The organism is Paenibacillus sp. LjRoot153 (assembly GCF_964253085.1).
Lineage (GTDB): Bacteria > Bacillota > Bacilli > Paenibacillales > NBRC-103111 > Paenibacillus_E.
In genome coordinates this window covers 6,108,989-6,132,166 of record NZ_CAXUQH020000001.1, presented here as the reverse complement: position 1 = coordinate 6,132,166, position 23,178 = coordinate 6,108,989, and the positions used below count along the sequence as shown (strand labels likewise).

Genomic DNA, 23,178 nt, shown 5'->3' with positions numbered 1-23,178 from the left:
TGGAAGGGGGTCTTCAGGTGAGAAAGATATGGTCGCGTTTACTGATCGTATTAGTGCTGATTATTTGTTCTGGGTGCAACGAAACTAACACTGGAAAAATTGCCAACAACACTACCGACCAAATGCAAGATTCGATACATTACGACGCGAAACTAGGAAAGTATGTTCCCCCAGTTACCATGTACACAGTTGGCTCCATAAACCCTGATATGAAATTTAAAAATGGTGAGAATTTGGAGAATAATATACATACCAAATGGGCTGAGGAACGATTGGGCATCCGAATCCGGTATTTTTGGACAATCCCCGATTCCAATGGTGCCTATGCCAACAAGCTTCGTATTGAACTTGCTAAGGGGAATATGCCTGACATTGTTACCACCAGGGAACGAGATGTAATACAAGAATTAATAGACTCGGGGCAATTCAGGGAAATCGGTGATGTATTTGAAAAATACGCCTCTCCTGTCTGGAAAAGTGCCATGAAGGAAGACCCGGCCGTATGGGATTCTTTTGTGCGTGACGGAAAAAAATATGCAATTCCGATTCTTGACTATCAATATTCTACCGATCCTGTTCTTTGGATTCGTCAGGATTGGTTAGATAAGTTAAAGCTTCCTGTCCCAAGAACGATAGAAGATCTAGAAGCGGTGATGGAAGCATTCACGAATGAGGATCCCGACGGTAATGGCAAAAAGGATACATTCGGATTGACGATCGGATTAAGAAACGGCCCCAGCACATGGATGGCTGATTCCAGTTGGATTTTTGGCGCATTCGGGACAATACCTAAACAGTGGAATTTAGTTGAAGACGGCAAAATAAAGTACGGATCGGTTCAGCCCGGTGCAAAGGATGCGCTACAGGTGCTGAAAAAGTGGATACAGAAAGGTTATGTTTCAAAAGAAAGTGAATGGTACAATGAGACAAAAGCGGCTGATTTGTTCCTTGCCGGCAAGGCAGGCATTATTGCGGGACCTTACTGGATGTCTGGATGGCCGTTATCTGATCTGCTGAAAAACGACCCTAAAGTTGTAATTAAAGCGATTCCCATACCCAATGGTCCGAGCGGCTTCGTCGGGAGAAGAGGTACGTTGCCCGTTAACGGAGCCATTCTTATCAATAAAAAGATGAAGGATCCCGAAATCTTCTTTAAGTACCAAAACTACTTATTTGATTATTATGCCACTTCAACAGGAGAATTCACACAGGGGCTTGCTAGGGACTACGATTGGACGGAAGTCAATGGAGTTCCTTCTTCTGATCCTGCTTTAATTCCGGCGGGGGCCGTTCGAGTGGCATCCTATACGTTGACTTTTGACGGAGCGCGAATTCCATCGAAAGTAGTAGATGCAATTCCTAAGGATATTGCGCCCGAGTTGTTCTCTCCAGGAGGAGCTTCCATGAAAGAAGCATTTACAGGGCCACCTACTACAACCATGAAATCAAAATGGGAACTTCTTCAAAAACTGGAACAGCAGACTTTTCAAGAGTTCCTGTTCAATAGTGACCCTAAAAGCGACTTCGATTCATTTGTAAACAAATGGTTTGCATATGGGGGAGATAAGATAACTCAAGAAGTTAATGATTGGTATCGGGATCAAAGGTCGAAATAAAATGAGTAAAAACGCTCTTCAATTCATTCTTTATTTCAAGTATGAGTACTTTTTTGATCGTCATGCTGGCATCGATGGCATCCTTTTACTTGGCCAAAGCGAATGGAAAGATACGGCATTCTTTACTTATATGTGATCGTAGGCATTATGATACCCTTCCACTCGACACTAATACCATTGGTTAAATTTGTGGCGTCGGTGAATGGGTACAACAGTTACTCGACAATTGTTGTCATATACTCGACATTTCATATCCCCTTTGCAGTTTTTCTAATTACCGGGTATATCCGAGGCTTGAACAAGGAAATCGATGAATCCGCTTTGGTGGACGGATGTGGTCCAGTGCGTTATCTATTTTCTTTTGTAATCCCGATTTGCATGCCGATTATTTCCACAACTGCGATTCTGACGTTTTTATTCACTTACAATGAATTGATTTTCGCTGTCTTGTTCTTAACTAAAAAAGAAATGTATACCATCTCGCTCTCCATGCTATCTTTTGTAGGTGAAAGAAGTGTCGAAATGGGCCCGATTTTTGCCGCTATTGTCATTGCAATCTTGCCAATGATCGCAGTCTACTTGCTGATGCAGGAAAAAGTGATAGGGGGGCTGAGCAGCGGGGCCGTAAAGGGATGAGTATAGCCTGAGTGCTTAAATAAAAGAAATGAAAAAAACAAAAAAACACGGATCCCAGTTAGGGGTACCGTGTTTTTTTGTTTTAAGATTGGACGGAAAGCAAATAAGTTATACCTTTACTCAGGGTAAACCTCATTTTGTATATGCATTATAGTGAATAATAATACAGAATTAAATTTACGGATATTCTCAATCCTTATGAAAATTACGGCTTCTTAGTATTAGACTCGGTAAATTAAGTTGTAGACTGAAAAATAAAATATTAGACTCAGGTGGCGGCGCTCAACGAACGGGCAGGATAACGTGGAGATATCTTGAATAGTAATATGGTAATTGGCGAATATCAATTTCTCCCTGTATCTAAAGGGGAACGCTCCAGATTTCTCGGAAGAAGGTATCGAGTTTGTATGTATGAAGATCGTAGGAGTATAAAATGAGAGTAAATAAAACCCCGAAGTTAGAATTAGACGTTCAAGAACGAAAAGAACTAAGAAAAAATAAAATACTTTTAAGTGATATTCACAATATATCAGTGAATGATCTATGTGTAACCTTAAAAGTATCTGAATTAAGAGCCAAAGAATTAAAGGCATTATCCGAATTTCAAAGTGTGCCTTCTATTGGACCCGCATTTGCAAAAGACTTAATTAAGTTGGGTTATTATGAATTGAATGAGTTAAAAGCAAAAGATGGGGCAAGATTATTCGATAAATTGGAAGAACTATACATGGAGAGAATAGATCCATGTGTAGAGGATCAATTTAGATTTATCGTATTTTTTGCCAATCATCATGGTTGTGACAAGAAGTGGTGGGATTTTACAGAGGAAAGGAAAAATTATAGGCGTACTTATGGATATCCCAATAAGCCATATTAAAAATGATACTATTGATTTAACAGGATAACATTAGCGGAAGAGGAGTGCGTAATCGCAACTCCTCTTTTCTCTGTTACGAACGTGCAGTTTAACACAATGAAATCTACAGGAGGGTCTTTGCGTTGAGCAGTTTCTTCATACTCGTTATAAAAGCCAACAAAAGAACTCTTTCGTAGTAGGTTTTTATAATATTTTCACTTATAAGGGATTTGAACTAGCCTTACTCATTTCATCGAGCATACGTTTTCGAACGATTATGGGGTTGAGATCGGGAGAGGAGATGTGCTCCACATAATGTGAGGCACTATTTTCTATTATGTCATCCTTCGCCTTGACCGCACCATAAAATTTATAATGCGGCAGGAAGGTCATGCCGATCTGATTGGCAAACGCTTGAAAGGGTCGGATCAGTTCACTGATTGTATAGCCAATTAAGCCACCAGATTGGTAGGACGATTCATCGCCTCCAATCGACATTGCAAGGACAAGTTCTTTACCCGTAACGGCTTTCCCGCCGGCTCCAAACAGCCAGGATGTCGTAAATACGTCATCGATCCATTGCTTGAGTAAAGCCGGCATACTATACCACTGGATTGGAAATTGCAATACGATACGATCGTGCCTGGCAACGAGATCTTGTTCATTCTCCGGATTGATTGCATAATCTGGGTAAACCTTATATAGTTCATTAACCGTTATTTGATCGGGGTATTCACGCAATTCAGCCAACCAGCGTTTATTTATGCGTGACTTTTCGATGTTCGGATGTGCCGCAATGACCAGAATTCTCATCGATCTCCTCCCTTTGCTTCGGCCTCGATGGTCTCTTTCATAACCTCTGCTCCGCGATTTACACGTGCTTGAATCTCGGGAGTGAGAAGCTCCGGAAGGAAATCGGTTATCCAGACGAGCTTGGCACCGCTGTCGCCATGGGGAAAGACTTGGAAGGATGCATGATGATGCAGCAGCGGCATGCGTCCTTCTTTTACCGCGTACGCCATTCGACGTTCCTTATCATCGATGGAAACGATGAACTCGCGTACCATGCCGCCTTTTGGCAGGATGAGTGTTCTTTCGTAACCGTCAATAATAGTGTTCTCGGTATAGCCGGGGACTAGACGATGATGGACAGCACCTACGTCGCTGACCGCTTCCCATACCTGTTCGGGCGAAGCATCAATTAATATCTCCCTGTGAATCGTTGGCAAATGATCACGCTCCTTGAGCTCATTATATTTTTGATTGAGTACTCAGTCAATGATAAAGTGTAAATTTAATCTGGCTTGAAAAACGAAATTGCCGATTCGGTAATCTGTTTGAATCTATCGCTCATTGCGTTGTGAATTTCCGACTCCTTTAAGCCTTGAGCGGCTAAATCCTGAGGCAGCTGATCCAGATAACTCATTCCTTGGGAAATTGCTCCCCAAAATTGCATGGCCATAAGGTTTGCGTCTCCCTGACGGAGGACACCTTGTTGAGTTCCTTTGTCAATGGCATGTGCCATCGGCTTGATAAAGCTCTTCATCCATTCAAAGGGTGACAATTCTCCGGGCTCATATAAATGATGCAGATCCAGGCTGATTCGCATATAGAAACGCTGGGTCTGGGGATCCTTGATGACACGTTCACAGATGAGCATGGCATAGTTCTTGAATTGCTCGAGCACTGGTGCTTCCTGTTCAAAATACACCGTTGTGTAGTGAAGGGATTGATCCATCATGTATTCGTAAAGCTCCCGAAAAAGCATCTTTTTATTCTTGAAGTAGTAAAAAACCAGTCCATGTGCAAGGCCCGCCTGATCTGCAACATCACTTAATGTTGTAGCCGAATAGCCCTTATTCACATATACGTGAATGGCCGCCTGCAAAATCTCTTGTTTACGTTGCTGACGAATGAACTCGTTCTGTTTCTTTGTACGAGGAGACATGACATCACACCTTGTATAGATTATTTATTTACAGTATACGTTACAGCCAGCAAGATGGAAAACGCAAGAAATGATTAATGTAGTAAGTATCTGATGCAAATGTCTCATCACGCAAGACGTTGGGTTACCGATTGATTCCAAACGGCTCCGTACTTCGGGTCTATGCTGCAAAGAGGTAGCCGTTCTCGCCGGTGAGAGCAGGAGGAACTGGAACCAAGCATTCAAACGCAAAGCTTTTATATTAAACGGTGAACGATAGTTAACGGGCAGTTTAGTGGAACAAAAAAGGAAAAAAACAGGGAATGAAGCGAAGTCATAAAAAAGCAATTTTATTATAAGGAGTGAATTAAATGGAGAGTGGAAAAATTATGGGTATTGCATATAATGTCGTTCCTGTATCGGATGTCAAAAAATCAGGAGAATGGTTTGTAAAACATTTTGGTTTTAATATTAGAAATGATAGAGGTACTGATTTAAGTTTATTCAAGGAAAACCGCCCAATACTTGTTTTAATTGATCATTACATAATAGATTATCTTTAGAAGGAGTTACTGTAAAGAATATCTGTGATGAAGGTATCTACGGTAAGTTTTTTGTCTTTGAGGACTTAGATGGAAACTTATTTGATGTATGGGAAAATAGAGATTGCGAGTAACGGATAACTATAGCGCAGGAGCTGCATTACCTCGATATATCGAAAAGTTAAAGTCTATATCAACTAAATTAAATGCTCGACTCCTTGGGGATGAGCAAGAGGAATACTGATTTTATCGACATATTCATTAGGTTAACGCAGAACGTTAGTTCAATAAACAGCAACGGCGGCAGCTTAAGACTTTGTTTTTTCAAGTCCTAGTTCGCCGCTGTTGCTTTTTCAATATAATTACAAACAACTATATTCTTGAAATTTTATTTTATACAAAATAATGTTTGGCATTCGAATCAAACATAACACACAATCCAGTGGGATGGTTTCCTTGTGGAGCAGCATCATGTTTTTTTGAATGTCTGTTTTAGGATTCTGGAATAATGGTAAAGGCAATAGTACGAATTGGTGCATCCAGATCATTAATTTTGTTAGTAGTGTTGTAGTATTTTATCATTAGGTCGTTTAATTCATTTTGAAACTTAATAAAATTTTCATCATCAAGCTTTAATTCTACAAGTGAAAAAGTAGAACCATCATCTGAGCAATCTTGCTCTTCTAATTTGGTAAGATAGTTTTGATATTGAGTCATAAGCGATAATTGGTAATACGAAATATAATTCAGCTTTTCCTTACTAGAAGACTTTTTCCACTCATCTGCACTAAGTCGGGCTTCTTCTTCATTTAAAATGTAGTATTTTTCGGAAATGGATCTCACTTTTTTTTCTTTCATAATGCGGATAACTCCAGCATCTAATAAAACTTGTATATGTCTATATAAAGTTGCCTGAGGCACATCTTTAATGATTTTTACCATTTCAAGTGAAGTCAGTCCATTTTCTTTGTTTCTCATTAAAGCTTGAGAAATCTTCATCCTTACTGGGTGCAGGATAATTTCAGCTTTATTAGCCATTTTTTTCTCTCCTCAATCAAAAAAATATCCCGTTATTATCTATAATGATAATATTATCATTGTAAATAACAATAAGAATTAAAACAATATTCTTTAAAGAAAAAATAAGTGTAACATTTCGATTCATATGTTATCATTATCGATAATGATAACATATTGAATAATAATGACTTAGGAAGTGATTAATTTGCAAATGCATTACGGGTGGAACGAATTAAAAGATATTGATTTCATGTCTGTATTGCCGGTTATTTTACCGGTCTTTGCTGTAGGGATGATTTTGATCCTAATAGCATTAATGGATTTATTCAAGCACAGAAAAACGAGGAAAAATGTTTTGCTGTGGAGTCTCATTATTATTTTTCTAAACACGTTTGGTCCGATTCTATACTTTGTTATTGGCAGAAAGGACAATGAAAGAATATGAAATTAGAAGTCAAAAATGTTACTAAAACATATAAAGAAAAAACGGCTGTAAATAACTTTTCAATGGTTCTGCAATCTGGAGAATGTGTGGGATTGATAGGGCCGAATGGGGCTGGTAAATCGACACTCATCAAAATTATTTCAGATATTATTAATCCTACAATGGGAGAAATATTGCTTAACGGGAAGAAAATTTCGCAAATGAAAAAGGAAATTGGCTACTTACCACAGTACCCTAACTTTTATCATTGGATGACTGCACAAGAAACTCTTGCTTTTATGGGGGAACTATCAGGATTAAGAAAAGAAGAATTAACAAAGGCTATCCCAGAAATTTTATCGAAAGTAGGGTTAAGCGGGGAAGAGAATTCAAAAGTTGGAACATTTTCAGGTGGAATGAAACAGAGGCTTGGCATTGCACAGGCGTTGTTACACAAACCATCATTGATTGTAATGGATGAGCCGGTATCGGCATTAGACCCAATTGGTCGAAGAGAAGTACTGAATCTAATTGAAGAAATCAAGAGAGAGACTACGATTTTATTGTCGACGCATATATTAAGCGATGCAGAAGAAATATGTGAAAGATTTATTATAATCAAAAATGGGCAAAAAATTGAAGATACAACTATCTCCGAATTGTTAAACAGCAATCGCGAAAATAAAATGATTTTTGAAGTTACGTCTATCGATCAAGAATGGATGGAAGTTTTGAAAAATTTGAACTATGTAAAGTATGTAGAAGCAGTAGGAAATAAAATAAAAATTGAAGTTGAACATATAGGTTTGAATAAAAACATGTTAATAAGAAGTGCTTTGGAGCATCGGGTTGATCTCGTAAAGTTTGAAATCACCAACGATACATTAGAAGAGATATTCATAAAATTGGTGGTGGAAAAATGAATAATTTTAATGTGCTAATGAAAAAAGAATTTGTTCAAATGGTACGTGAATTTAAAGTTATTTGGCTACCTCTTGTATTTATATTTTTAGGAGTAACTCAACCAGTTGTTAGCCATTATTTACCCTCCATATTAAAAACACTCGGTGGAGCACAAGGTATCACAATTGATCCTAACATGGCTGCTCAACAAGGTGGAGAAGTACTCGCAACTACTTTAGCTGCTCAATTTGATCAGTTGGGGGTTATAATTATTGCAATTTCTATGATGGGGGTCTTACAGACAGATAAAGTCAACGGTATGTTGGCTTTTATTCTTACGAGACCGGTCACTATAGTATCGTACATAGGTGGTAAAATAATTGCCAATTTCATATTTGTTGCTTGTTCTGTAGTATTAGGTTACTTGATTTCGTATGTGTATGTTAAATTGTTGTTTACAAATGTAAATTTTGTGGACGCGATAATAGCCTCTTTGTTCTATTTGTTATGGGTTCTGTTTATGGTAACCTTCACTACGATGATAAGTACTATTTTTAATAGCCAAGGTATTATTGCATTAATTTCAATTGTATTCCTACTAGGCTGTAGAATTGTACTTGGTTTTCCTAATCTTCCAGATTTTATGAATCCCGCAAGTATGAGTAAACATGCCATGGAAGTATTAATTACAGGAGCAGTCAACCCCAACGTAATATGGAATGTTTTAATGGTACTTATATGGATTGTACTAACAATCATTGTAACGATCTTTTGGATTTCTAGTAAAAAGCTCAAGTCAGACTAAAGGATGGGCTCTAAGGCACCATAGTTCGACTTTGGAACGATATAGGGAGGCAACCTGTATACATAGCATATCGCAATTCGAGGGATATAGTGAATTCAAGATTTACGGCGTTTAGTTGGTCATACGAAAGTAATTATGGTGGTAGCAGGGGCTTTTGTTTTTAATGAAAAAAAACATTTATTATTACATCGTCGTTCAGACAATGGATATTGGGGACTTCCAGGTGGTTTTATGGAACTTGGTGAGAAAGTTGAAGATACAGCAAGAAGAGAAGTCTTTGAGGAAACTGGAATACGAATTGGCAAGATGGAGTTGTTTGGCATATATTCAAACACTGAAAAAGTTTTCGGAAATGGAGACCAAACATCATTAGTCCAGATTATGTTTGTTTGTAAGGAATTTGAAGGTGAATTGCGTACTTCCAATGAGTCATTGCTTTCCGGACCACATGCAATTCTTTGAGGATTTACTGTCCGGGGGAAAGCTGCCTATTGTTAAGTGAAATGGTGGGGTAATACTAGAAAAGAACATAATTGAGCTAACGGACAACGATAGTGGAGGAGTTTGCAGCGATGCAGCTCCTCTTTTTTCATTGAAGTAAAAGCAGAATGGGAAGTTATTGCGTAGTTAGCTTAACTAACGGAATCGTCAGGTTCGAAAGGGTACTAGCTTCTCCTTATTCGCTTCGGATCAAAATCCTGCTTTAGTCACCCCAACGGGTATCTTGTATACGGAGGAAGTGGCGGTGATATACATGGTCCGTCCTGATACTCCTCCCCACGTTAAATTGGTAGTTATTTCAGGAATCTTCAACAATCCGATAACGCTTCCGTCTGGTTCAAACACCCATACGCCTCCCGGTCCTGCGCAGTACACGTGCCCCTCTGCGTCCACCTTCAAGCCATCGGCGACGCCCTCTCCCTTGCTCACGTCCAGCTTGGCGAACAGTCTGCCGTACACCAATCGGCCTTGCTCATCAAGATCGAACACTCTGATATGCTGACGTTCCGTGTCGCTGACATACAGCTTTCGTTCATCAGGCGATAACGCTAAACCGTTAGGGCCAGCAAAGTCATTGATCAGTAGTGTCAGTTTGCCTGACGGAGATAACCTGTAGACTCCCTGAAAAAACTGCTCTTGCGCTTTCGGTGCATTCAATTCATTCACTAAACCGTAATTCGGGTCTGTGAAGTAAATGGAGCGGTCCGAAGCTACAATCACATCGTTCGGACTGTTCAAGCGTTTTCCCTCATAGTGGTCAGCCAGCGTAACGATCGGTCCAATCGGATCATACAGGGAATATAAAGAGAGCCTTCGACCAGCATGTTCGCAAGCAATGAGCCGCTGTTCGGCGTCAAACGCCAGTCCGTTCGACATTCCACTTGGACGCCGCACTACGGAGAGATGGTCCTGCTCCTTCAAGCGATAAATCGTGTTTGCCTTAATATCGCTGAATACAAGCGAGCCGTCCGTTTTATCCCAAGCTGGACCCTCGGTAAAAATAAATCCGGTGGCAGCCTGTTTGAGACAGGTGATCTGAGGAAACAAATCATAAAATACGTTAGATGCAATATCAGCTTTCATTTCTTTTACCTGCAATATCCAAATGTATTTCTCCTTTAAGACCCAGGATGAGTTTTTTCTTAGGATATGCAGGAGACATGTTCGTCGTCAAAAACATCACAACTTTTTATAAAGACTTGAAGACAGCTATATAACCTAACTAACAGGGGATGTAAAAGATGTATGAAGAAATTAAAGAATTACTTATAAATAAATTAGTAGAAATTCAAGAAAGAATACTGTCTGTATTATTGCAATTAAACGATGAACAAGTAAACTGGAAAGCAAATATAGCAAGTAATAAAAAAAAGAAGTTCTATTAAGAAACCACTCTTAACGCAGAAATATAGTTCAATCACAAATATTGGGCTAGTTCATCAGCTATTTAGGAGTAAAGACCCTGAAGCGTAACAGTGTAGATGTATATCCCCATAGTAAACAGCCACAATATCAAATAGATAATTCCAGTTTTAGTTTTGGAACAAATGTATCGAAGGAGGGAAATGTCTTGCATCCTCAAATACTGCAACTAAGAGTACCGATCATCTTTGGGAATGCTATCTGGTTTATAATACTAGCTGTTCTTAGCCTTCTTCTTATCGTCTTTATCTTTTGAAGGAAAAGAGATATAAAGCTTTTGGCGTTATATTTAGGTTTGGGTGCAATTGCAGGCTATTTGGAAAATGTAATTTGCATTTGGTTTCAAAGCTATGAATACTATCCCAAAATATTGGAAGACCCGTATTACGATTTGATATTAGGGACATACCTCTCCCAAGTGTATTACGTGTCATCAGTTGCTTTGTTTATCGCTGCTTTTAATCTCAGGTATGGTTGGATGTTATTTTTTTCGGCCATGTTTGTAGGCATTGAGTACTTATTTTTAGCGTTAGGTATCTACAAGCTCCACTGGTGGCATACCGGTTATACCGGAGTAGGCTTACTCATTTATTTTTGGATATCCAAAAAGTGGTACACGGTTCTGTTGCGTGATTCATCACGCTTTATTCGATGGTTCACTTTGTTTTGCTTAAACTACATAATCTATGGAGATCTTATTGCGATCCCTCTTTTTAGTAATCATTATCATTTCGTTGGCGGTTGGTTTGATAATCCCGCGAGAGATACCGTGACGGTTATTGTTGTTACCATGTTAATACGCAGTGCCGTAATTGCAACTGTTTGTTTTTATAAGTTCCGCCCAGTAATCGTGGTGTTGATTCCGATTTTGATGTGGGCAAGTTATCTTATTTTAATTAAACAACATATATTCATGTACAAGTACATATGGGGTATTTTGTTATTTGCATTATCGGATATCGTGGTTCAGTTCTGCTGTTATTATTTTAAGCGGGTATTATCGAAGATCCCCAAGTGCAGTGAAACTTTATCTTAAGCGCAGTTCATTAATTTTTTTTACCTAAATCTAGATACACTTTTTTCTTGTCAGCAGATAATAAGCGATTCTTAGCATGGCATGTGCTACTACAATAGCTGTTCTTTTCCTACTGCTTCGTGCTAGTGTTCGCCAAAGAGCGCCCTGATAATTTAGCAGGACGCTCTTGTTTTACATGGACTACAGGCTCCTCTCTTACAAGGCCCCAACTTGTTTGGCCATTGCTTGAGGTGGGGATGGCATTCCATTTCTGATCGGTGAGAAAAGTACTAAGCATTTTTTGAACACTAATTATGGATAGATATGTATATCTTGGACAGAATAAGCACACACGTAACCATGACCTGGGAAGAGGTGAACATGTTGATAGCGACATCTCATTAGATGGACATTGTGTAAAGCTTGTCAGTATCGATCCATGATAATTTGACTATATTGAATCAAATATTTGAATGTGCAAATGATCTAGTGGTTCAAGAATGGTGTTTTGGTAAGGATTTCTCCATTTCTGCCTGTTCGATTTACTTTAAACACTTTCCAAGGAAAAAGAAACCAATTACTTGAAAAAAGCGCTTCAAGATCTGCTTAAGCCTGAAAACGGAACTACCATAGACGTGACATTGGAAGCATTTACCTCATTTTTTGAAAACCATGGTGCATCTACAAAAAGTGCTGTTCTGTAAGATCTTTAGACTAATGTGGGATTGATCCGAAAAAGGTTGCGAACCCCTGAACTTAAAATGATTTTTTTGGTAGGAGGCGGCGAATCGAAGACCAATCTCGTATACGGGTATTTAAATAGCCGTGTAAGCAAGCCTTTACTGAATGCTTTCGTTGAGAAAATAAGCTGCATCCCCGAGTTGGAAATTCTCGAGACATCTTATGTCGAAGAATTGGTGGAGGATAATATCTATTCTCCGTTCCCGCAAGTGCGATTCACCGAACGTCCAGATGTAGTAGTTGCTGGACTTCTGGAAGGAAAGATAGTTGTGATGGTAGATGGAACCGGCACGATGATGTTATGCCCGGGCTTATTTATCGAATTGTTCCAATCAAGCGAAGATTATTACCAACGGACTGTCCTATCGAGTTTAATCCGGTTGTTGCGCATTTTTGCATTTTTTATCGCACTCTTACTACCCAGCATGTATATCGCGCTCACGACATTTCATCCTGAGCTCATCCCAACACGGGAAAACATCGTCCGTAAATCCAATTTCATTCGGAGATACAAAGGTGTTATTCGTGAATTGATCTATCGTTCTTATGAGCATTCCAAAACCTCCATAACATGAAATTACTTCAAATTATGTACGGATTACTTGGATTGCTACTACTAATGCCCATTTGTTACTTTATGCTTAAAGCGAACTATAAAAAAAAGCTACTTAGAGAAAAGGAATTACAATAGAGATATTGAATTAACGGGAAACGATAGTTTAACAAACCTAAGAAGGCTGCCTCGTGCAGCCTTCTGTGTTGACGGGCGGAGAATTTAACACCCACTGATATTTGGAATTTAGTAAACTACACGCTTATTATTAGTATAATTCTCTGTATCGCAGGGCTTGTATTGTTCGTGATATATCTCAATTCTCAACATAAAAAAGTTGAATAAATTAACGGGAAACGATAGTTTATAGTCCAATCTGGTGCCTTAGCAAAAAGGCCGCAATGCGGCAATGAGTGCGTCAGCCGATGGATACCTGTCCTTATTGTTTACGTCAAAGGGATTTAATAACACACGCCTAAGATCTTTATCGCGAATTTCCGCTTTATGGATATCCGCTAGCGTCCCGTTCATGAGGAAAGCGCATATTTTGCACACAGCCTGTAACTCCTTATTCATGACAGCGGGACTCACAATCTCTTTGGCAATGTTGAAGTCTATTACTTTGACCGTCTCAGGCTTATTGTGAAGTATCATTACATTTTTGGGCAGCACATCATTATGGATATACCCCGTTTTGTGGAGTTGTCTAAGCCCCTTGAGGATGTTGATTGTAATCTCTACACTTAAGTCCTGATCACGCTTATTGGTGAAGGTATTATGAAAGTCATTGCCCAAAGTCGACCCCCGGATATACTCAGTAACCAAATAGCCTTTTTCCCCGATCTCAAAATAATCATAATAGCGTGGCAAAAACTCACCGACCCGGTAACTCTGCATAATCCGCGCTTCGCGTCTTGCCGCCTCACGGTTGGAAGTCTCTTTGATTGCCAGCTGGCGTCCTTTCGAATCATAAGCTTTATAGACCTTGCCTAAAGCTCCGGATCCGATCAAGTTAAGATCAACTGTATATCCACCCCACATGGTTCCCATCATAGCCCCTCCTATTTCTACGAGATTGATAGATTGATAGAATTATTTTATGTGGACCGTGCAAAAATTGCTTGGACTATTATATCAAAAATTATAGCGGGTTAGATAACGACAACTTACGCGCTAAAAACAATGTAGGTAGATTTGTGTCATTAATGTAGGCATTTGAGGCATCATAAGGTATTATTTTCAATTTTTTTTACTAGAGCGAAGTTCAATCCCAACATTGTAGTCTTGCGACACAAATCCACCTACTTTATAGGAGTTCGATGTTCATGTTTGTATCATCACAAGAAATTCTCCGATTACCAACAGCTAAAGGGCAGTTATGCTATATTCACAATTTTAACTTTACAAAATTTGGGTTTACTCAAAAAGTAGAGAATAAAATAATTTTACTAGGGGGGAAGAACCATGGACGAAAAAATACCGTTGTTTATAGTGACAGGTGCAAGTGGTACAGGGAAGACAACAGTTTCTAAGGAACTGAGAAAATTATTACCAGATGTTGATGTTTTCGAACTGGATTTCATTCATAGAATTGTAGGGGATGACGACTGGAGAAAAATTGAGAATATTTGGTTTCGTGTTGCTAGAAATGTAGCTGCGAGTGGACGAATATCTATAATATGCGGAACGATGATGCCATAGGATGCTGAAAAGTGTGAGGATTATCAATACTTTAAGGATAATATTTACTTTTTAAACTTACATTGTGACGATGAAACACGTGAATTACGATTACGGGCAAGAAATTGGTCAGAGGATTTGATTCAGGAGCATAAATCTTTTGCAAAGTGGTTGCTTGAAAATGCTGACAAAGCATACACACCACCAATGCCGACCGTCGATACTACTAAAACAGTGGTAAAAGAAGTGGCTATTCAAATAAGTGAATGGGTACGTGGACATATCATCAACTAAGCTAATGAGGAACAAGAGCTAATAAATAGCTGATGCAACCAGTCACACAGGAACGCAATGATGAGTGTTACGACGAACACCTCAAGCATATCTTTCCGAATGTATAGGCCATCAAGAAGAGAAGGCTACCGGGTGATCGGCAGCCTTCTGCGGAACAGTGAAGAGCTATCGTGAAATTTGGCTTCCTATTTGTTCAATCAGGCTTCCGCTTCCCTCAAGTTTCGCTCTTCCAACTTCCTGCGCGAATGGGAGCGAGATAGTCCGAGCGATGCGGCGGCTGTCCCCGCGGCGATGGTAACTCCCGCCGCCCCAATCCAACTGATGGCCGGCAACGACGCTTGCTCTATGACGATGCCCCCGATCCCCGCTCCGGCGGCCATGGCAAGCTGCACGACCGACATGTTTAGGCTAAGCATAATGCCGGAAGCTTTCGGAGCAAGCGTGATTAAATGAACCTGCTGCGTTGGACCCGACGACCAGGCCGAGAACGACCAGAGCATGAGAAGCGGGAACACGAGAGCAGGGGATAGAGCTGCCAGCGATAACAGGATTAGAGCTACTGCGTGCAGCAGCATGCCGCCGACCAGCGTGCGGGGGAATCCCCATTTGTCTGTGCTATAGCCTCCGAGCTTAGAGCCGATCAAGCTTGCGATGCCGAAAGCGAACAATCCGATGCTCACCCATTTTTCGCTCATTCCCGTAACGGTAAGTAGAAACGGCGAAATGTACGTATAGGCAATCGAATATCCACCGATCCAGAAGAAGGTTACAGACAAGGCCAAAACGATTTTTCGTTCCTTCAACAGCGCCAACTGTTTGCGAAGCGGCACTGGTTCTTCGCCATCCGTTTGCGGAATCGTGAAGGCAATAACAAGCATAGCGAACAGCCCGAGTACACCGATTCCCCCGAAAATTGTTTTCCAATCGTAGGCGGAAGCGACAACCCTTCCAAGTGGAACGCCGATGATCAGCGAAGTACTGAAGCCCATAACGAGTGTCGCTATGGCGCTGCCTTGCTTTTCAGGCGGAGCCATCTTGGAGGCTACGGTCATGGCCGTAACGACAAACACCCCGGTACTGAGTGCCAAGATGATCCGAGATCCGATTATAGATTCATATCCCGGCAAAATAAAGGTGATTCCGTTTCCTATTACGAAAAGGCCGAGTGAGTAAAGCAGCAGCTTCCGTCGCTCCAAGCGGGCAGTAACGGCCATAAGGATAGGGGTCCCGAAAGCGTAAGCGAGCGAGAAAACGGTAATGAGCTGTCCTGCAGCGGACACCGAGACACCGATATCCTCCGCAACTTTATCCAAAATGCCTGCGATGATAAACTCCGACGTTCCGACAAGAAAACTGACGGCGGCCAACATGTAAATTTTCCAAGCGTATGACATGATTTTCTTACTCCTCTCTCTGTCCGATCTTCTATATTTCTAGAAATATAGAAATAATGACAAAAAATTATCCCAGCAAATACGGTGCATACTTTTGTGCTATTTCGCGGTTCACGCTGTAGTAGATGTACGTTCCATCCTTACGGAGATCGAGCAGGCCGCAATCCGTCAATTGCTTCAGGTGATGGGATAGTGTCGAGCCAGCGATGGATTCCAGCTTGCTTCCGATATCGGAGCAGCACAAATTCCTCTCTTCGGTAAGCAAGAGGGCAATTTTAAGCCGGGTCGGTTCCCCTAGTGCTTTGTATACTTTGACGGCTTGCCGTACCTCCGCGTTATCCTCGATCATCGTTACCTCACCTTTGCTTATTGTCATTATTTCTATATCTGTCGAAATAAAAGTATCATACCTTAGGAAAAAAGTAAATAGGGTTATTTTCATTCGCTTGCCGATAAAAAAAGAGCCGTCAGGTGAAAGTGATACCTATGCAAACCACACTTATCATTAATTCATTAAACTCAGTATATAAATTCAGGTTCTCTTACTATAAGTACTAATCTTATATAGTACTGTCGAGTTGGCGTTACACTAACGGGTAACAATAGTTGGGGGGCTTGCTTCGCGGCAGCGCTGGTTAAGCAGGCGGAACAATTTAGTTAAGGGGAATGGCTGGAGGGAAAGCTAGACGTTTATACGAATATGGATTCGCCTATAATGATTTATATTCAACGAACTCGTATAGGAGTAAACATGCGGATCCAACAGATGCTACAGCAAGTCGGGGCTCTATTCATGAATCATAATGCTAGATGGTTTATCATTCTTGCTGTATTGAGTTTCGTTCTACTTATTATTATTTTTTGGAAAAAAAGGGATTCGAAACTTCTGGCATTGTATTTTTTTATAGGTTCAGCTGCGGCCTGTTTAGAAAATGTGATTTTTGTTTGGTTTCCAAGCTACGAATATTACCCCCATATGTTGAAAAACCCGTATTACGACATGACTTTGGGAGCGTACTTATCCCAACAGTTTTATGTCACTTCGGTAGCCTTGTTTATCGCTGCTTTTAATCTTGGATATGGCTGGATTGTGGCCTTAGCTGCTATGTTTGCATGCATTGAAATCATATTCTTAAAATTGGGCATTTATAAGCTCATATGGTGGAATCCTGTATATACTTTCGCGGGAATCCTACTCTATTTTTGGATTGCTAAAAAATGGTATGGCATGCTGTTACATGCTACTTCGCCATTGATTCGTTTTATCACGCTGTCTGGGATTAACTATATTGTCTATGCACACCTTATCATGTATGCACTATTATCCGATCATTTTCATTATCCAGTATATTGGTATGATAGTCCTGAGAGGACTGCACTTTCGGTTATTATTATTTACTTTTATATACGAGGGCTGTTAACTGCTCTTGTTTGTTTTTACAAGTTCCGTTGGACGCTGCAAGCTTTGGTTCCGGTTTTGATGGGGGGGAGCTATCTTTTATCGATGGCTCTCCACATCTTTACATTTACATATATTTGGGATATTTATCTTTTAATTGCGGCGGATATAGTGCTGCTGTTTTGTTGCAATTATTTTAATCGTATCTTAACGAAGCATTAGCCGCTTTCTCGAAAAGGAAAACATCATTGCGTTTGCCGATGGATTACCGAGAATATCGTCCTCACGCTTTTCCCCCGAATCCTTACATTCTGCCCGTGCCATGATCTGCAACTTCGCGTTCATACCACAGTTTTGTTAAGCTAACGGGCAGTTTCACTGAGCAATGTAATTCTCATAGTAATCCAATTTCTTACATATTATTCATGATTTTTGGTTATAGTAACTTGGTCGCGACCGTGAGATTCATCTTGAAATTTTAGAGTGAAACATAAAAAATGAAATAATTAATAAAATGACGTGGAGGCATAGAGCATGTTAAATTTATCCGAACTCGAAAATGTTCATACGGATATTGAAACCGTTCACGAGGTCGTCCAATGTTTAAAGGCTAGAATCGATGGCTTCTATATTGGAATTCACATCCTTAAGAATCGGGAAGGCAATTACTTTTATGAACTCAGTCATTGTTACAGAGGCGCAGACAATGCTGGTCCTTCAGTTGCAATGGAAAACCCTTTTACCACAGTAGATGAAGCAGCAAGGGGGGCACTACAATCTGCAACGATGTGTTACCGAAGAACTGATGAAGGCGGGTCTTGGCTAAGAAACGATTCCTTTGTTCAATAAAACAAGGGCTAATGGTTGGGCGAAGCGAAATGAATGGAAGGTTGGACTAACGATGCAGCATACACTACTCTCAGAGCTAACGCAGCTTATCGCTGTACTTAAACGGAACGAGGCAGAGACCGTTTACACTATTCCAAGTGAGATCATGGGCGCTGTTAAAAAGGCAAAGCACCTGGAAAGGTTTCTACATGAAATATTTCTTACTGTTAGTGGTAGCGGCGGGATCAACATCATTAGTATCATCCGCAGAGAATTTGGTATGCGATCGGAGATCGCCAATCATATTAACCAATGGGCGCCGTATAGCAGAGATCAATTCGAGGATGAACTCCACGATGCAATAGATCGGGCAGAAATTCGACCAGGCAAGCAGAGCTTGTTTTTTGAAGATAATGCCGACAAAAAAGAAGTAGCAGAAGCGCTTTCACTGCTCAAAGGCATCGCACATGCGGCGGTTAGGTGCCAGTTTAATCCCGAGCGTGCTGGAGAGGAAGCATATATCGAGATACTGGATCATCTCATACGGTTTTGCGGGCTTCCCTATACGCATTCTGCAGGTAATATGATCAGCTTTAGAAACCTGATTTCTTCGAATCGACTGTACTCAATGTCAGGAAACAATGAGCTTATTACAACCGCATTAAAAGCTTATGTGAAAGAGTGGTATCAACATTCATCCTTTACGTTCCTTGAAGACAGGGAGTGGTATTATACGTACGAATCCGTTCTAGAATATACATATATTTTAACTGGAGAGCAACTTGAGCGATTACAAATCGATTTTATCCAGTATATCCGAAATGAATTTATATTGGTAAAGGGCAAGCCAGAACTTCACAAGGCTGAGCATTTGAAAACTATGCTAGAAAACGTATTGAACTGGATGGCTCCTAGTGAGGCAGCCGCCATTCATTCTAATTGATTCGACAAGCAGCATGCTCGACACAAGGTCGGGATTCTGCTAACGATCTTAAGATTATACTGACTACGCCTCTTGAACCCAGCATTATAGATTTAATGTTTTTTTGCAAGAGGAATCGGGCTGATAAAAGAGACTATAGTGTCCTTGGTGAAACATGGTTTAATAAATGTACTCGAAGAGCCTTAAACCTGAACCTGTACTCATTAGAGTACGGTTTTTTTGATTGGCTTGCCCACATGACAACTAATCACAAACCTAATACTATATAGAAAAAATCTCGACGGAGAGTTAGTGAATAGTCCTTGTGCTCCAGTTAAAGAAATACAGTCACTTAACCAGATAGACAAGCAATTTGGTGAGGGAATTACTCCAATAAATCAGGTGAATGTGGAATATAAAATGTGGTTTATGACGGTTAAAGACTATGATCTATTGATCTTGGGTGGCATGTTGATAGTGTGCCTTCTGGTGATTGTATTCTATTTCAAAAGACGCCGAAGAATGAAAGCAAATGATAAATGACACATAATAGGCAGTACCTTTTTTACTGCAAAACGATATTTAAATAAACTGAAGAAACGGCAGCCGACATAAGGACTTCGTTTTCTCAACTAACGGGAAGTTTAGTAATAATCAGATTTGAACTTCTTTCCTCTTTCTGGAGTCTTTTTGAAGATAACTAAAATAGTCAAATGATTAAAAACTCGGGGGGGGGGGGGGGGGACTTGTATGAGCATATTATATGGAAGGTTCACCGAGGGCATATCTTTTACAGGAGAGATTAAGAAAGATATTGAACGATTTCTTGTTAATCATAATGAGTATGATACATACCAGCATACTATTTCTGTAGCTGATGAAGCAGTTCGAATAGCAAATATGTTCAACTTAGATAACGATCTCGCATCCCAAGCGGCTTTTCTTCATGATATAAGTAACGTGATTCCTAAAACCAGCATGATGAGTATAGCTGAGAGTTCAGGTATTGATATATTGGAGGAAGAGTACAGCTATCATCGGATCATTCATCAGAAACTTTCTAAAGACATGGCAAAAAAGATATTTGGATGTACGAATGAAATTGTACTAAATGCTATTGAATGCCATACAACCTTAAAAGCAAGATCAAGCCTATTGGACAAGGTTCTATTTGTTTCTGATAAGATTTCATGGAATCTTCCTGGAGATCATCCATACCAAGAAAAAATGAGAGAAAAAATTGAGTTATTAGATTTGAATGGAGCCGTACTTATTTACTTAAATCATGTATGGGAACAGAGAGATAAGCTAAAATTAGTACACCCGTGGCTTATCGAAGCTAGAGAAGAGATGTTCGCTCTAAGCTAGCGTTCATTGGAATTTTTTATTGCCTCTGAGTTGCCTGTAACCTTAGCAGAAGATTGCAAGTTATGGAGAGATTATATGCCTAAAATCATTTTATTTAGAGGAAGAGCTGGCACTGGTAAATCGACATTATCCAACGAACTAGCTAAGAGACTCAATGTACCCGTGTTGCATAAGGATGATATTTATGATTCTGTTGCTGGTTTCGTTCCAGAGCACAGTTCAAGAAACAAGATTTGCTTCGAATTTCTTTATCGCTTCTTAGAGAACGTAATCGATTCAAATGCCACCATTATACTCGATTTCGGTCTAAATAATAATGAGGATGTAAAGAAATTGGAAAGGTGGATTACAGAAAGAGGTGGGGAATTAAAAACAATACATTGTGTCTGCGGTGATGAGACAACCTGGTCAAAACGACTTGCTAAACGAAGTATCAATCCATTACCTAACCAAATAATAACTAATTTATCAGAGCTGAAAGAACACTATAAGGATCTGGGTCCAGAGTTTTTTGAGGGAGAATTAATTTTGGATACTGTTATACCTAAAGATATAAATGTTGAGAAAATCCATTCTTTTATGTTTGAAGTTTAGCACAGTATTGCAGAATGCTTTCAATATATATTGATACTTGTCCATTAGGTACTTTGTGGGGTATTGGCCATCAAATAGGTAAGCATTGTAGTTTATCAGGTCCTACTGTGGTAAGAGTAAAAACAATATTTGAAGGGTAGCTATTCATAGAAATAAGAGCTTCATGATTAATTCCTAAAACACACTGCAGCCAATGAGCATAATTTTCGTCGTATCAAGTCACATCATGTTAAATACCTAAAGAAATTGTTTAGGGAGTCTGGGGAGTTTATATAAGTTTAAAATGGCTCGAACATTCAGTTTACAATCAACAGTTATGGTAATTCATGAGAGTTTTTACTACTGTTGATTAAGGAGTGTGGTCCATTTGGAAACAGGATGGCAGACTTTGGTATTATCGGTTTTGATGATGGCGGTTAGCGTGTATTCCTCATCGGCCGCGACGGTTTCACAGTATGGGGATTCCGTCATCATTAACGATGTTGCAGAAAACAACTCCTCTTACGACTTGGAAAACGTTGCTCAGCTTCCATCTCATGATGCCAATTCCTTGAACAAAAGTGGGAAGAGCCAGCCCTTACTCAGCTTCCCAGTGCTCAGCGACATTCATGTGCAGTCCTGGGACATACGATCCCAGCGGAAGTTCGAGGCCGCACTGCAGGATTTGGATCAAATTAACCCGCATTCGGATACGCTCGTGATCAACGGCGATTTAACGAACGGTATGCCTGAGGATTATAGAAAATTAGCTCAGATAATGAAAGCGAATCCCCACCCGGACAGGGTAGAATACTCGATTGGCAATCATGAGTTTTATAGGGCCTGGTTTGACGATAATTGGGCCTGGAGCTCGAAGACATTTCCGAACGGCGAGACAGAACAAGCCTCGATTGAACGCTTCCTCCAGTTGACGGGAGAACAGCATGTCTTTTATAACCGTGAGATCAACGGTTACACGTTTTTATTTCTAGGGATGGAGCATTATCGGCAATCGGATCCAGCGAACTTAGAGGATGCGTATCTATCCAAAGAGCAGCTGGACTGGCTGCAGGCCAAGCTGAGGCTGAGAGCCGAAGCGGATGGGGAGAAGCCGATTTTCCTATTTTTGCATCAGCCTCTGCCGAATACAGTGGCGGGTACGCTTTTTTGTTGCACGAACAACCGGGCTGTCATTCAGCACCAGGAGCTTCGTAAGATTCTTTTACAATATCCGCAGATTATATTCTTTTCCGGCCATACACATTGGGAGCTTAAGCTGCCGGATACATTCGTACGTGACACTTACACAATGGTAAATTCGGCTTCTATCGAACAACTCTGGACTGATAACGGTAGCGGGGGAGAATTGGAAATGGAGCCAGAAGAAAGTCAAGGACTATACGTCGAGGTATATCAAGACAAGGTAAAGATAAAAGGCCGCGACTTTTACCGGAAGAGATGGATCCCCGAAGCACAATTTGAGGTGCCCGTTGGCAAAATCGGGGTACGTTGATCATTTGCTTGTGTGCACTAGAATTCAAACGCCGAATTTGTGATGATCGCACGGAATCGGGATTTTTTGTGTATACACTGCATAAAAAACTCCGAGTGTATGACGAAAAATTGGATTTACTAATGGATTAATCACATGACCATTAATCTAACGGGAGGATAGTTAAATAATACATCTTTGAAGAAAGTGAATATTCCATGCAAATGTGTTAAAAAAAGTGTCCTGTCCATACATATAGAAAAGCGA

The 23,178-nt window shown here is 40.2% G+C and carries 28 protein-coding genes; 20 read left to right on the top strand and 8 right to left on the bottom strand.

Annotation, left to right across the window (positions count from 1 at the left end; translation table 11 throughout):
- The first annotated feature begins 17 nt into the window (after nucleotides 1-17).
- From ACSQ8P_RS26495 to ACSQ8P_RS26480, 4 genes are all read left to right on the top strand, one after another.
- Nucleotides 18-1,616, top strand: a complete 1,599-nt coding sequence (locus ACSQ8P_RS26495) for an extracellular solute-binding protein (RefSeq protein ID WP_436237926.1) — start codon at nucleotides 18-20, stop codon at nucleotides 1,614-1,616.
- 1 nt (nucleotide 1,617) lies between these two features.
- Entirely contained in the window at nucleotides 1,618-1,752 is a 135-nt protein-coding gene (locus ACSQ8P_RS26490) for a hypothetical protein (protein ID WP_436237925.1), read from the top strand.
- Nucleotides 1,719-2,252 carry a carbohydrate ABC transporter permease gene (locus tag ACSQ8P_RS26485; RefSeq protein ID WP_436237924.1) on the top strand — a complete coding sequence of 178 codons (534 nt, stop codon included), beginning with the start codon at nucleotides 1,719-1,721 and terminating at the stop codon, nucleotides 2,250-2,252. The genes ACSQ8P_RS26490 and ACSQ8P_RS26485 overlap by 34 nt, the downstream gene beginning before the upstream one ends.
- Nucleotides 2,253-2,685: 433 nt before the next feature.
- On the top strand, nucleotides 2,686-3,129 hold the full coding sequence (locus ACSQ8P_RS26480; RefSeq protein WP_436237923.1) for a helix-hairpin-helix domain-containing protein: 444 nt from the start codon (nucleotides 2,686-2,688) through the stop codon (nucleotides 3,127-3,129).
- A gap of 198 nt (nucleotides 3,130-3,327) precedes the next feature.
- On the opposite strand, the gene ACSQ8P_RS26475 is transcribed toward ACSQ8P_RS26480, so the two are convergent.
- The 3 genes from ACSQ8P_RS26475 to ACSQ8P_RS26465 all read right to left on the bottom strand — a co-directional run bounded on the left by ACSQ8P_RS26475 (nucleotide 3,328) and on the right by ACSQ8P_RS26465 (nucleotide 5,056).
- Entirely contained in the window at nucleotides 3,328-3,921 is a 594-nt protein-coding gene (locus ACSQ8P_RS26475) for an NAD(P)H-dependent oxidoreductase (protein WP_436237922.1), read from the bottom strand.
- Nucleotides 3,918-4,337: an SRPBCC family protein gene (locus tag ACSQ8P_RS26470; RefSeq protein ID WP_436237921.1), complete on the bottom strand. Its 420-nt coding sequence runs from the start codon at nucleotides 4,335-4,337 to the stop codon at nucleotides 3,918-3,920. Before ACSQ8P_RS26470 ends, ACSQ8P_RS26475 begins: the two co-directional genes overlap by 4 nt.
- A 65-nt stretch (nucleotides 4,338-4,402) precedes the next feature.
- A complete protein-coding gene (locus ACSQ8P_RS26465; protein WP_436237920.1) occupies nucleotides 4,403-5,056 on the bottom strand; it encodes a TetR/AcrR family transcriptional regulator in 654 nt (217 codons plus the stop codon).
- 350 nt (nucleotides 5,057-5,406) lie between these two features.
- Here ACSQ8P_RS26465 and ACSQ8P_RS26460 point away from each other — a divergent pair, with 350 nt between their 5' ends.
- Complete coding sequence (locus ACSQ8P_RS26460) at nucleotides 5,407-5,598, top strand: hypothetical protein (protein ID WP_436237919.1); 192 nt, start codon at nucleotides 5,407-5,409, stop codon at nucleotides 5,596-5,598.
- Between the two features lie 471 nt (nucleotides 5,599-6,069).
- Here the strand turns inward: ACSQ8P_RS26460 and ACSQ8P_RS26455 are convergent, their stop codons facing one another.
- Nucleotides 6,070-6,615 carry a helix-turn-helix domain-containing protein gene (locus tag ACSQ8P_RS26455; protein WP_236286881.1) on the bottom strand — a complete coding sequence of 182 codons (546 nt, stop codon included), beginning with the start codon at nucleotides 6,613-6,615 and terminating at the stop codon, nucleotides 6,070-6,072.
- Nucleotides 6,616-6,802: 187 nt separating this feature from the next.
- Between ACSQ8P_RS26455 and ACSQ8P_RS26450 the strand changes: the two genes are divergently transcribed.
- The 4 genes from ACSQ8P_RS26450 to ACSQ8P_RS26435 all read left to right on the top strand — a co-directional run bounded on the left by ACSQ8P_RS26450 (nucleotide 6,803) and on the right by ACSQ8P_RS26435 (nucleotide 9,191).
- Complete coding sequence (locus ACSQ8P_RS26450) at nucleotides 6,803-7,042, top strand: PLD nuclease N-terminal domain-containing protein (RefSeq protein ID WP_236286879.1); 240 nt, start codon at nucleotides 6,803-6,805, stop codon at nucleotides 7,040-7,042.
- Nucleotides 7,039-7,944: an ATP-binding cassette domain-containing protein gene (locus ACSQ8P_RS26445; RefSeq protein ID WP_436237918.1), complete on the top strand. Its 906-nt coding sequence runs from the start codon at nucleotides 7,039-7,041 to the stop codon at nucleotides 7,942-7,944. Before ACSQ8P_RS26450 ends, ACSQ8P_RS26445 begins: the two co-directional genes overlap by 4 nt.
- The gene (locus ACSQ8P_RS26440) at nucleotides 7,941-8,729 is read left to right on the top strand and encodes an ABC transporter permease (protein ID WP_436237917.1); all 789 of its coding nucleotides are present in this window, start codon (nucleotides 7,941-7,943) and stop codon (nucleotides 8,727-8,729) included. Before ACSQ8P_RS26445 ends, ACSQ8P_RS26440 begins: the two co-directional genes overlap by 4 nt.
- Before the next feature lie 135 nt (nucleotides 8,730-8,864).
- On the top strand, nucleotides 8,865-9,191 hold the full coding sequence (locus tag ACSQ8P_RS26435; RefSeq protein ID WP_436237916.1) for an NUDIX domain-containing protein: 327 nt from the start codon (nucleotides 8,865-8,867) through the stop codon (nucleotides 9,189-9,191).
- A 228-nt stretch (nucleotides 9,192-9,419) separates the two neighbouring features.
- Here the strand turns inward: ACSQ8P_RS26435 and ACSQ8P_RS26430 are convergent, their stop codons facing one another.
- Nucleotides 9,420-10,313, bottom strand: coding sequence for an SMP-30/gluconolactonase/LRE family protein (locus ACSQ8P_RS26430; RefSeq protein ID WP_436237915.1), 894 nt, complete (start codon nucleotides 10,311-10,313; stop codon nucleotides 9,420-9,422).
- A 158-nt stretch (nucleotides 10,314-10,471) separates the two neighbouring features.
- Here ACSQ8P_RS26430 and ACSQ8P_RS26425 point away from each other — a divergent pair, with 158 nt between their 5' ends.
- From ACSQ8P_RS26425 to ACSQ8P_RS26415, 3 genes are all read left to right on the top strand, one after another.
- Nucleotides 10,472-10,615 (top strand): hypothetical protein, encoded by a 144-nt coding sequence (locus ACSQ8P_RS26425; RefSeq protein WP_436237914.1) that lies wholly within the window; start codon nucleotides 10,472-10,474, stop codon nucleotides 10,613-10,615.
- A gap of 314 nt (nucleotides 10,616-10,929) precedes the next feature.
- Nucleotides 10,930-11,688, top strand: coding sequence for a hypothetical protein (locus ACSQ8P_RS26420; protein ID WP_436237913.1), 759 nt, complete (start codon nucleotides 10,930-10,932; stop codon nucleotides 11,686-11,688).
- A 698-nt stretch (nucleotides 11,689-12,386) separates the two neighbouring features.
- A complete protein-coding gene (locus ACSQ8P_RS26415; RefSeq protein ID WP_436237912.1) occupies nucleotides 12,387-12,983 on the top strand; it encodes a spore germination protein in 597 nt (198 codons plus the stop codon).
- Nucleotides 12,984-13,345: 362 nt separating this feature from the next.
- Here the strand turns inward: ACSQ8P_RS26415 and ACSQ8P_RS26410 are convergent, their stop codons facing one another.
- Nucleotides 13,346-14,011, bottom strand: coding sequence for a protein kinase family protein (locus ACSQ8P_RS26410; protein WP_436237911.1), 666 nt, complete (start codon nucleotides 14,009-14,011; stop codon nucleotides 13,346-13,348).
- A 414-nt stretch (nucleotides 14,012-14,425) separates the two neighbouring features.
- Here ACSQ8P_RS26410 and ACSQ8P_RS26405 point away from each other — a divergent pair, with 414 nt between their 5' ends.
- Together ACSQ8P_RS26405 and ACSQ8P_RS26400 are read left to right on the top strand one after the other, a co-directional pair.
- Nucleotides 14,426-14,662 (top strand): hypothetical protein, encoded by a 237-nt coding sequence (locus tag ACSQ8P_RS26405; protein WP_436237910.1) that lies wholly within the window; start codon nucleotides 14,426-14,428, stop codon nucleotides 14,660-14,662.
- A gap of 117 nt (nucleotides 14,663-14,779) precedes the next feature.
- The gene (locus ACSQ8P_RS26400) at nucleotides 14,780-14,935 is read left to right on the top strand and encodes a hypothetical protein (protein ID WP_436237909.1); all 156 of its coding nucleotides are present in this window, start codon (nucleotides 14,780-14,782) and stop codon (nucleotides 14,933-14,935) included.
- A gap of 197 nt (nucleotides 14,936-15,132) precedes the next feature.
- On the opposite strand, the gene ACSQ8P_RS26395 is transcribed toward ACSQ8P_RS26400, so the two are convergent.
- Complete coding sequence (locus ACSQ8P_RS26395) at nucleotides 15,133-16,329, bottom strand: MFS transporter (RefSeq protein ID WP_436237908.1); 1,197 nt, start codon at nucleotides 16,327-16,329, stop codon at nucleotides 15,133-15,135.
- 67 nt (nucleotides 16,330-16,396) lie between these two features.
- Nucleotides 16,397-16,678, bottom strand: a complete 282-nt coding sequence (locus ACSQ8P_RS26390) for an ArsR/SmtB family transcription factor (RefSeq protein ID WP_436239611.1) — start codon at nucleotides 16,676-16,678, stop codon at nucleotides 16,397-16,399.
- A 444-nt stretch (nucleotides 16,679-17,122) separates the two neighbouring features.
- On the opposite strand from ACSQ8P_RS26390, the gene ACSQ8P_RS26385 reads away from it, so the two are divergent.
- From ACSQ8P_RS26385 to ACSQ8P_RS26360, 6 genes are all read left to right on the top strand, one after another.
- Entirely contained in the window at nucleotides 17,123-17,950 is an 828-nt protein-coding gene (locus ACSQ8P_RS26385) for a hypothetical protein (RefSeq protein WP_436237907.1), read from the top strand.
- Nucleotides 17,951-18,262: 312 nt separating this feature from the next.
- Entirely contained in the window at nucleotides 18,263-18,577 is a 315-nt protein-coding gene (locus ACSQ8P_RS26380; RefSeq protein WP_436237906.1) for a hypothetical protein, read from the top strand.
- A complete protein-coding gene (locus ACSQ8P_RS26375) occupies nucleotides 18,567-19,499 on the top strand; it encodes a hypothetical protein (protein WP_436237905.1) in 933 nt (310 codons plus the stop codon). The genes ACSQ8P_RS26380 and ACSQ8P_RS26375 overlap by 11 nt, the downstream gene beginning before the upstream one ends.
- Nucleotides 19,500-20,228: 729 nt before the next feature.
- On the top strand, nucleotides 20,229-20,846 hold the full coding sequence (yqeK, locus tag ACSQ8P_RS26370) for a bis(5'-nucleosyl)-tetraphosphatase (symmetrical) YqeK (protein WP_436237904.1): 618 nt from the start codon (nucleotides 20,229-20,231) through the stop codon (nucleotides 20,844-20,846).
- A 6-nt stretch (nucleotides 20,847-20,852) separates the two neighbouring features.
- Complete coding sequence (locus ACSQ8P_RS26365; RefSeq protein WP_436237903.1) at nucleotides 20,853-21,440, top strand: AAA family ATPase; 588 nt, start codon at nucleotides 20,853-20,855, stop codon at nucleotides 21,438-21,440.
- Between the two features lie 367 nt (nucleotides 21,441-21,807).
- Nucleotides 21,808-22,932, top strand: a complete 1,125-nt coding sequence (locus ACSQ8P_RS26360) for a metallophosphoesterase family protein (RefSeq protein WP_436237902.1) — start codon at nucleotides 21,808-21,810, stop codon at nucleotides 22,930-22,932.
- Nucleotides 22,933-23,178: the final 246 nt, after the last annotated feature.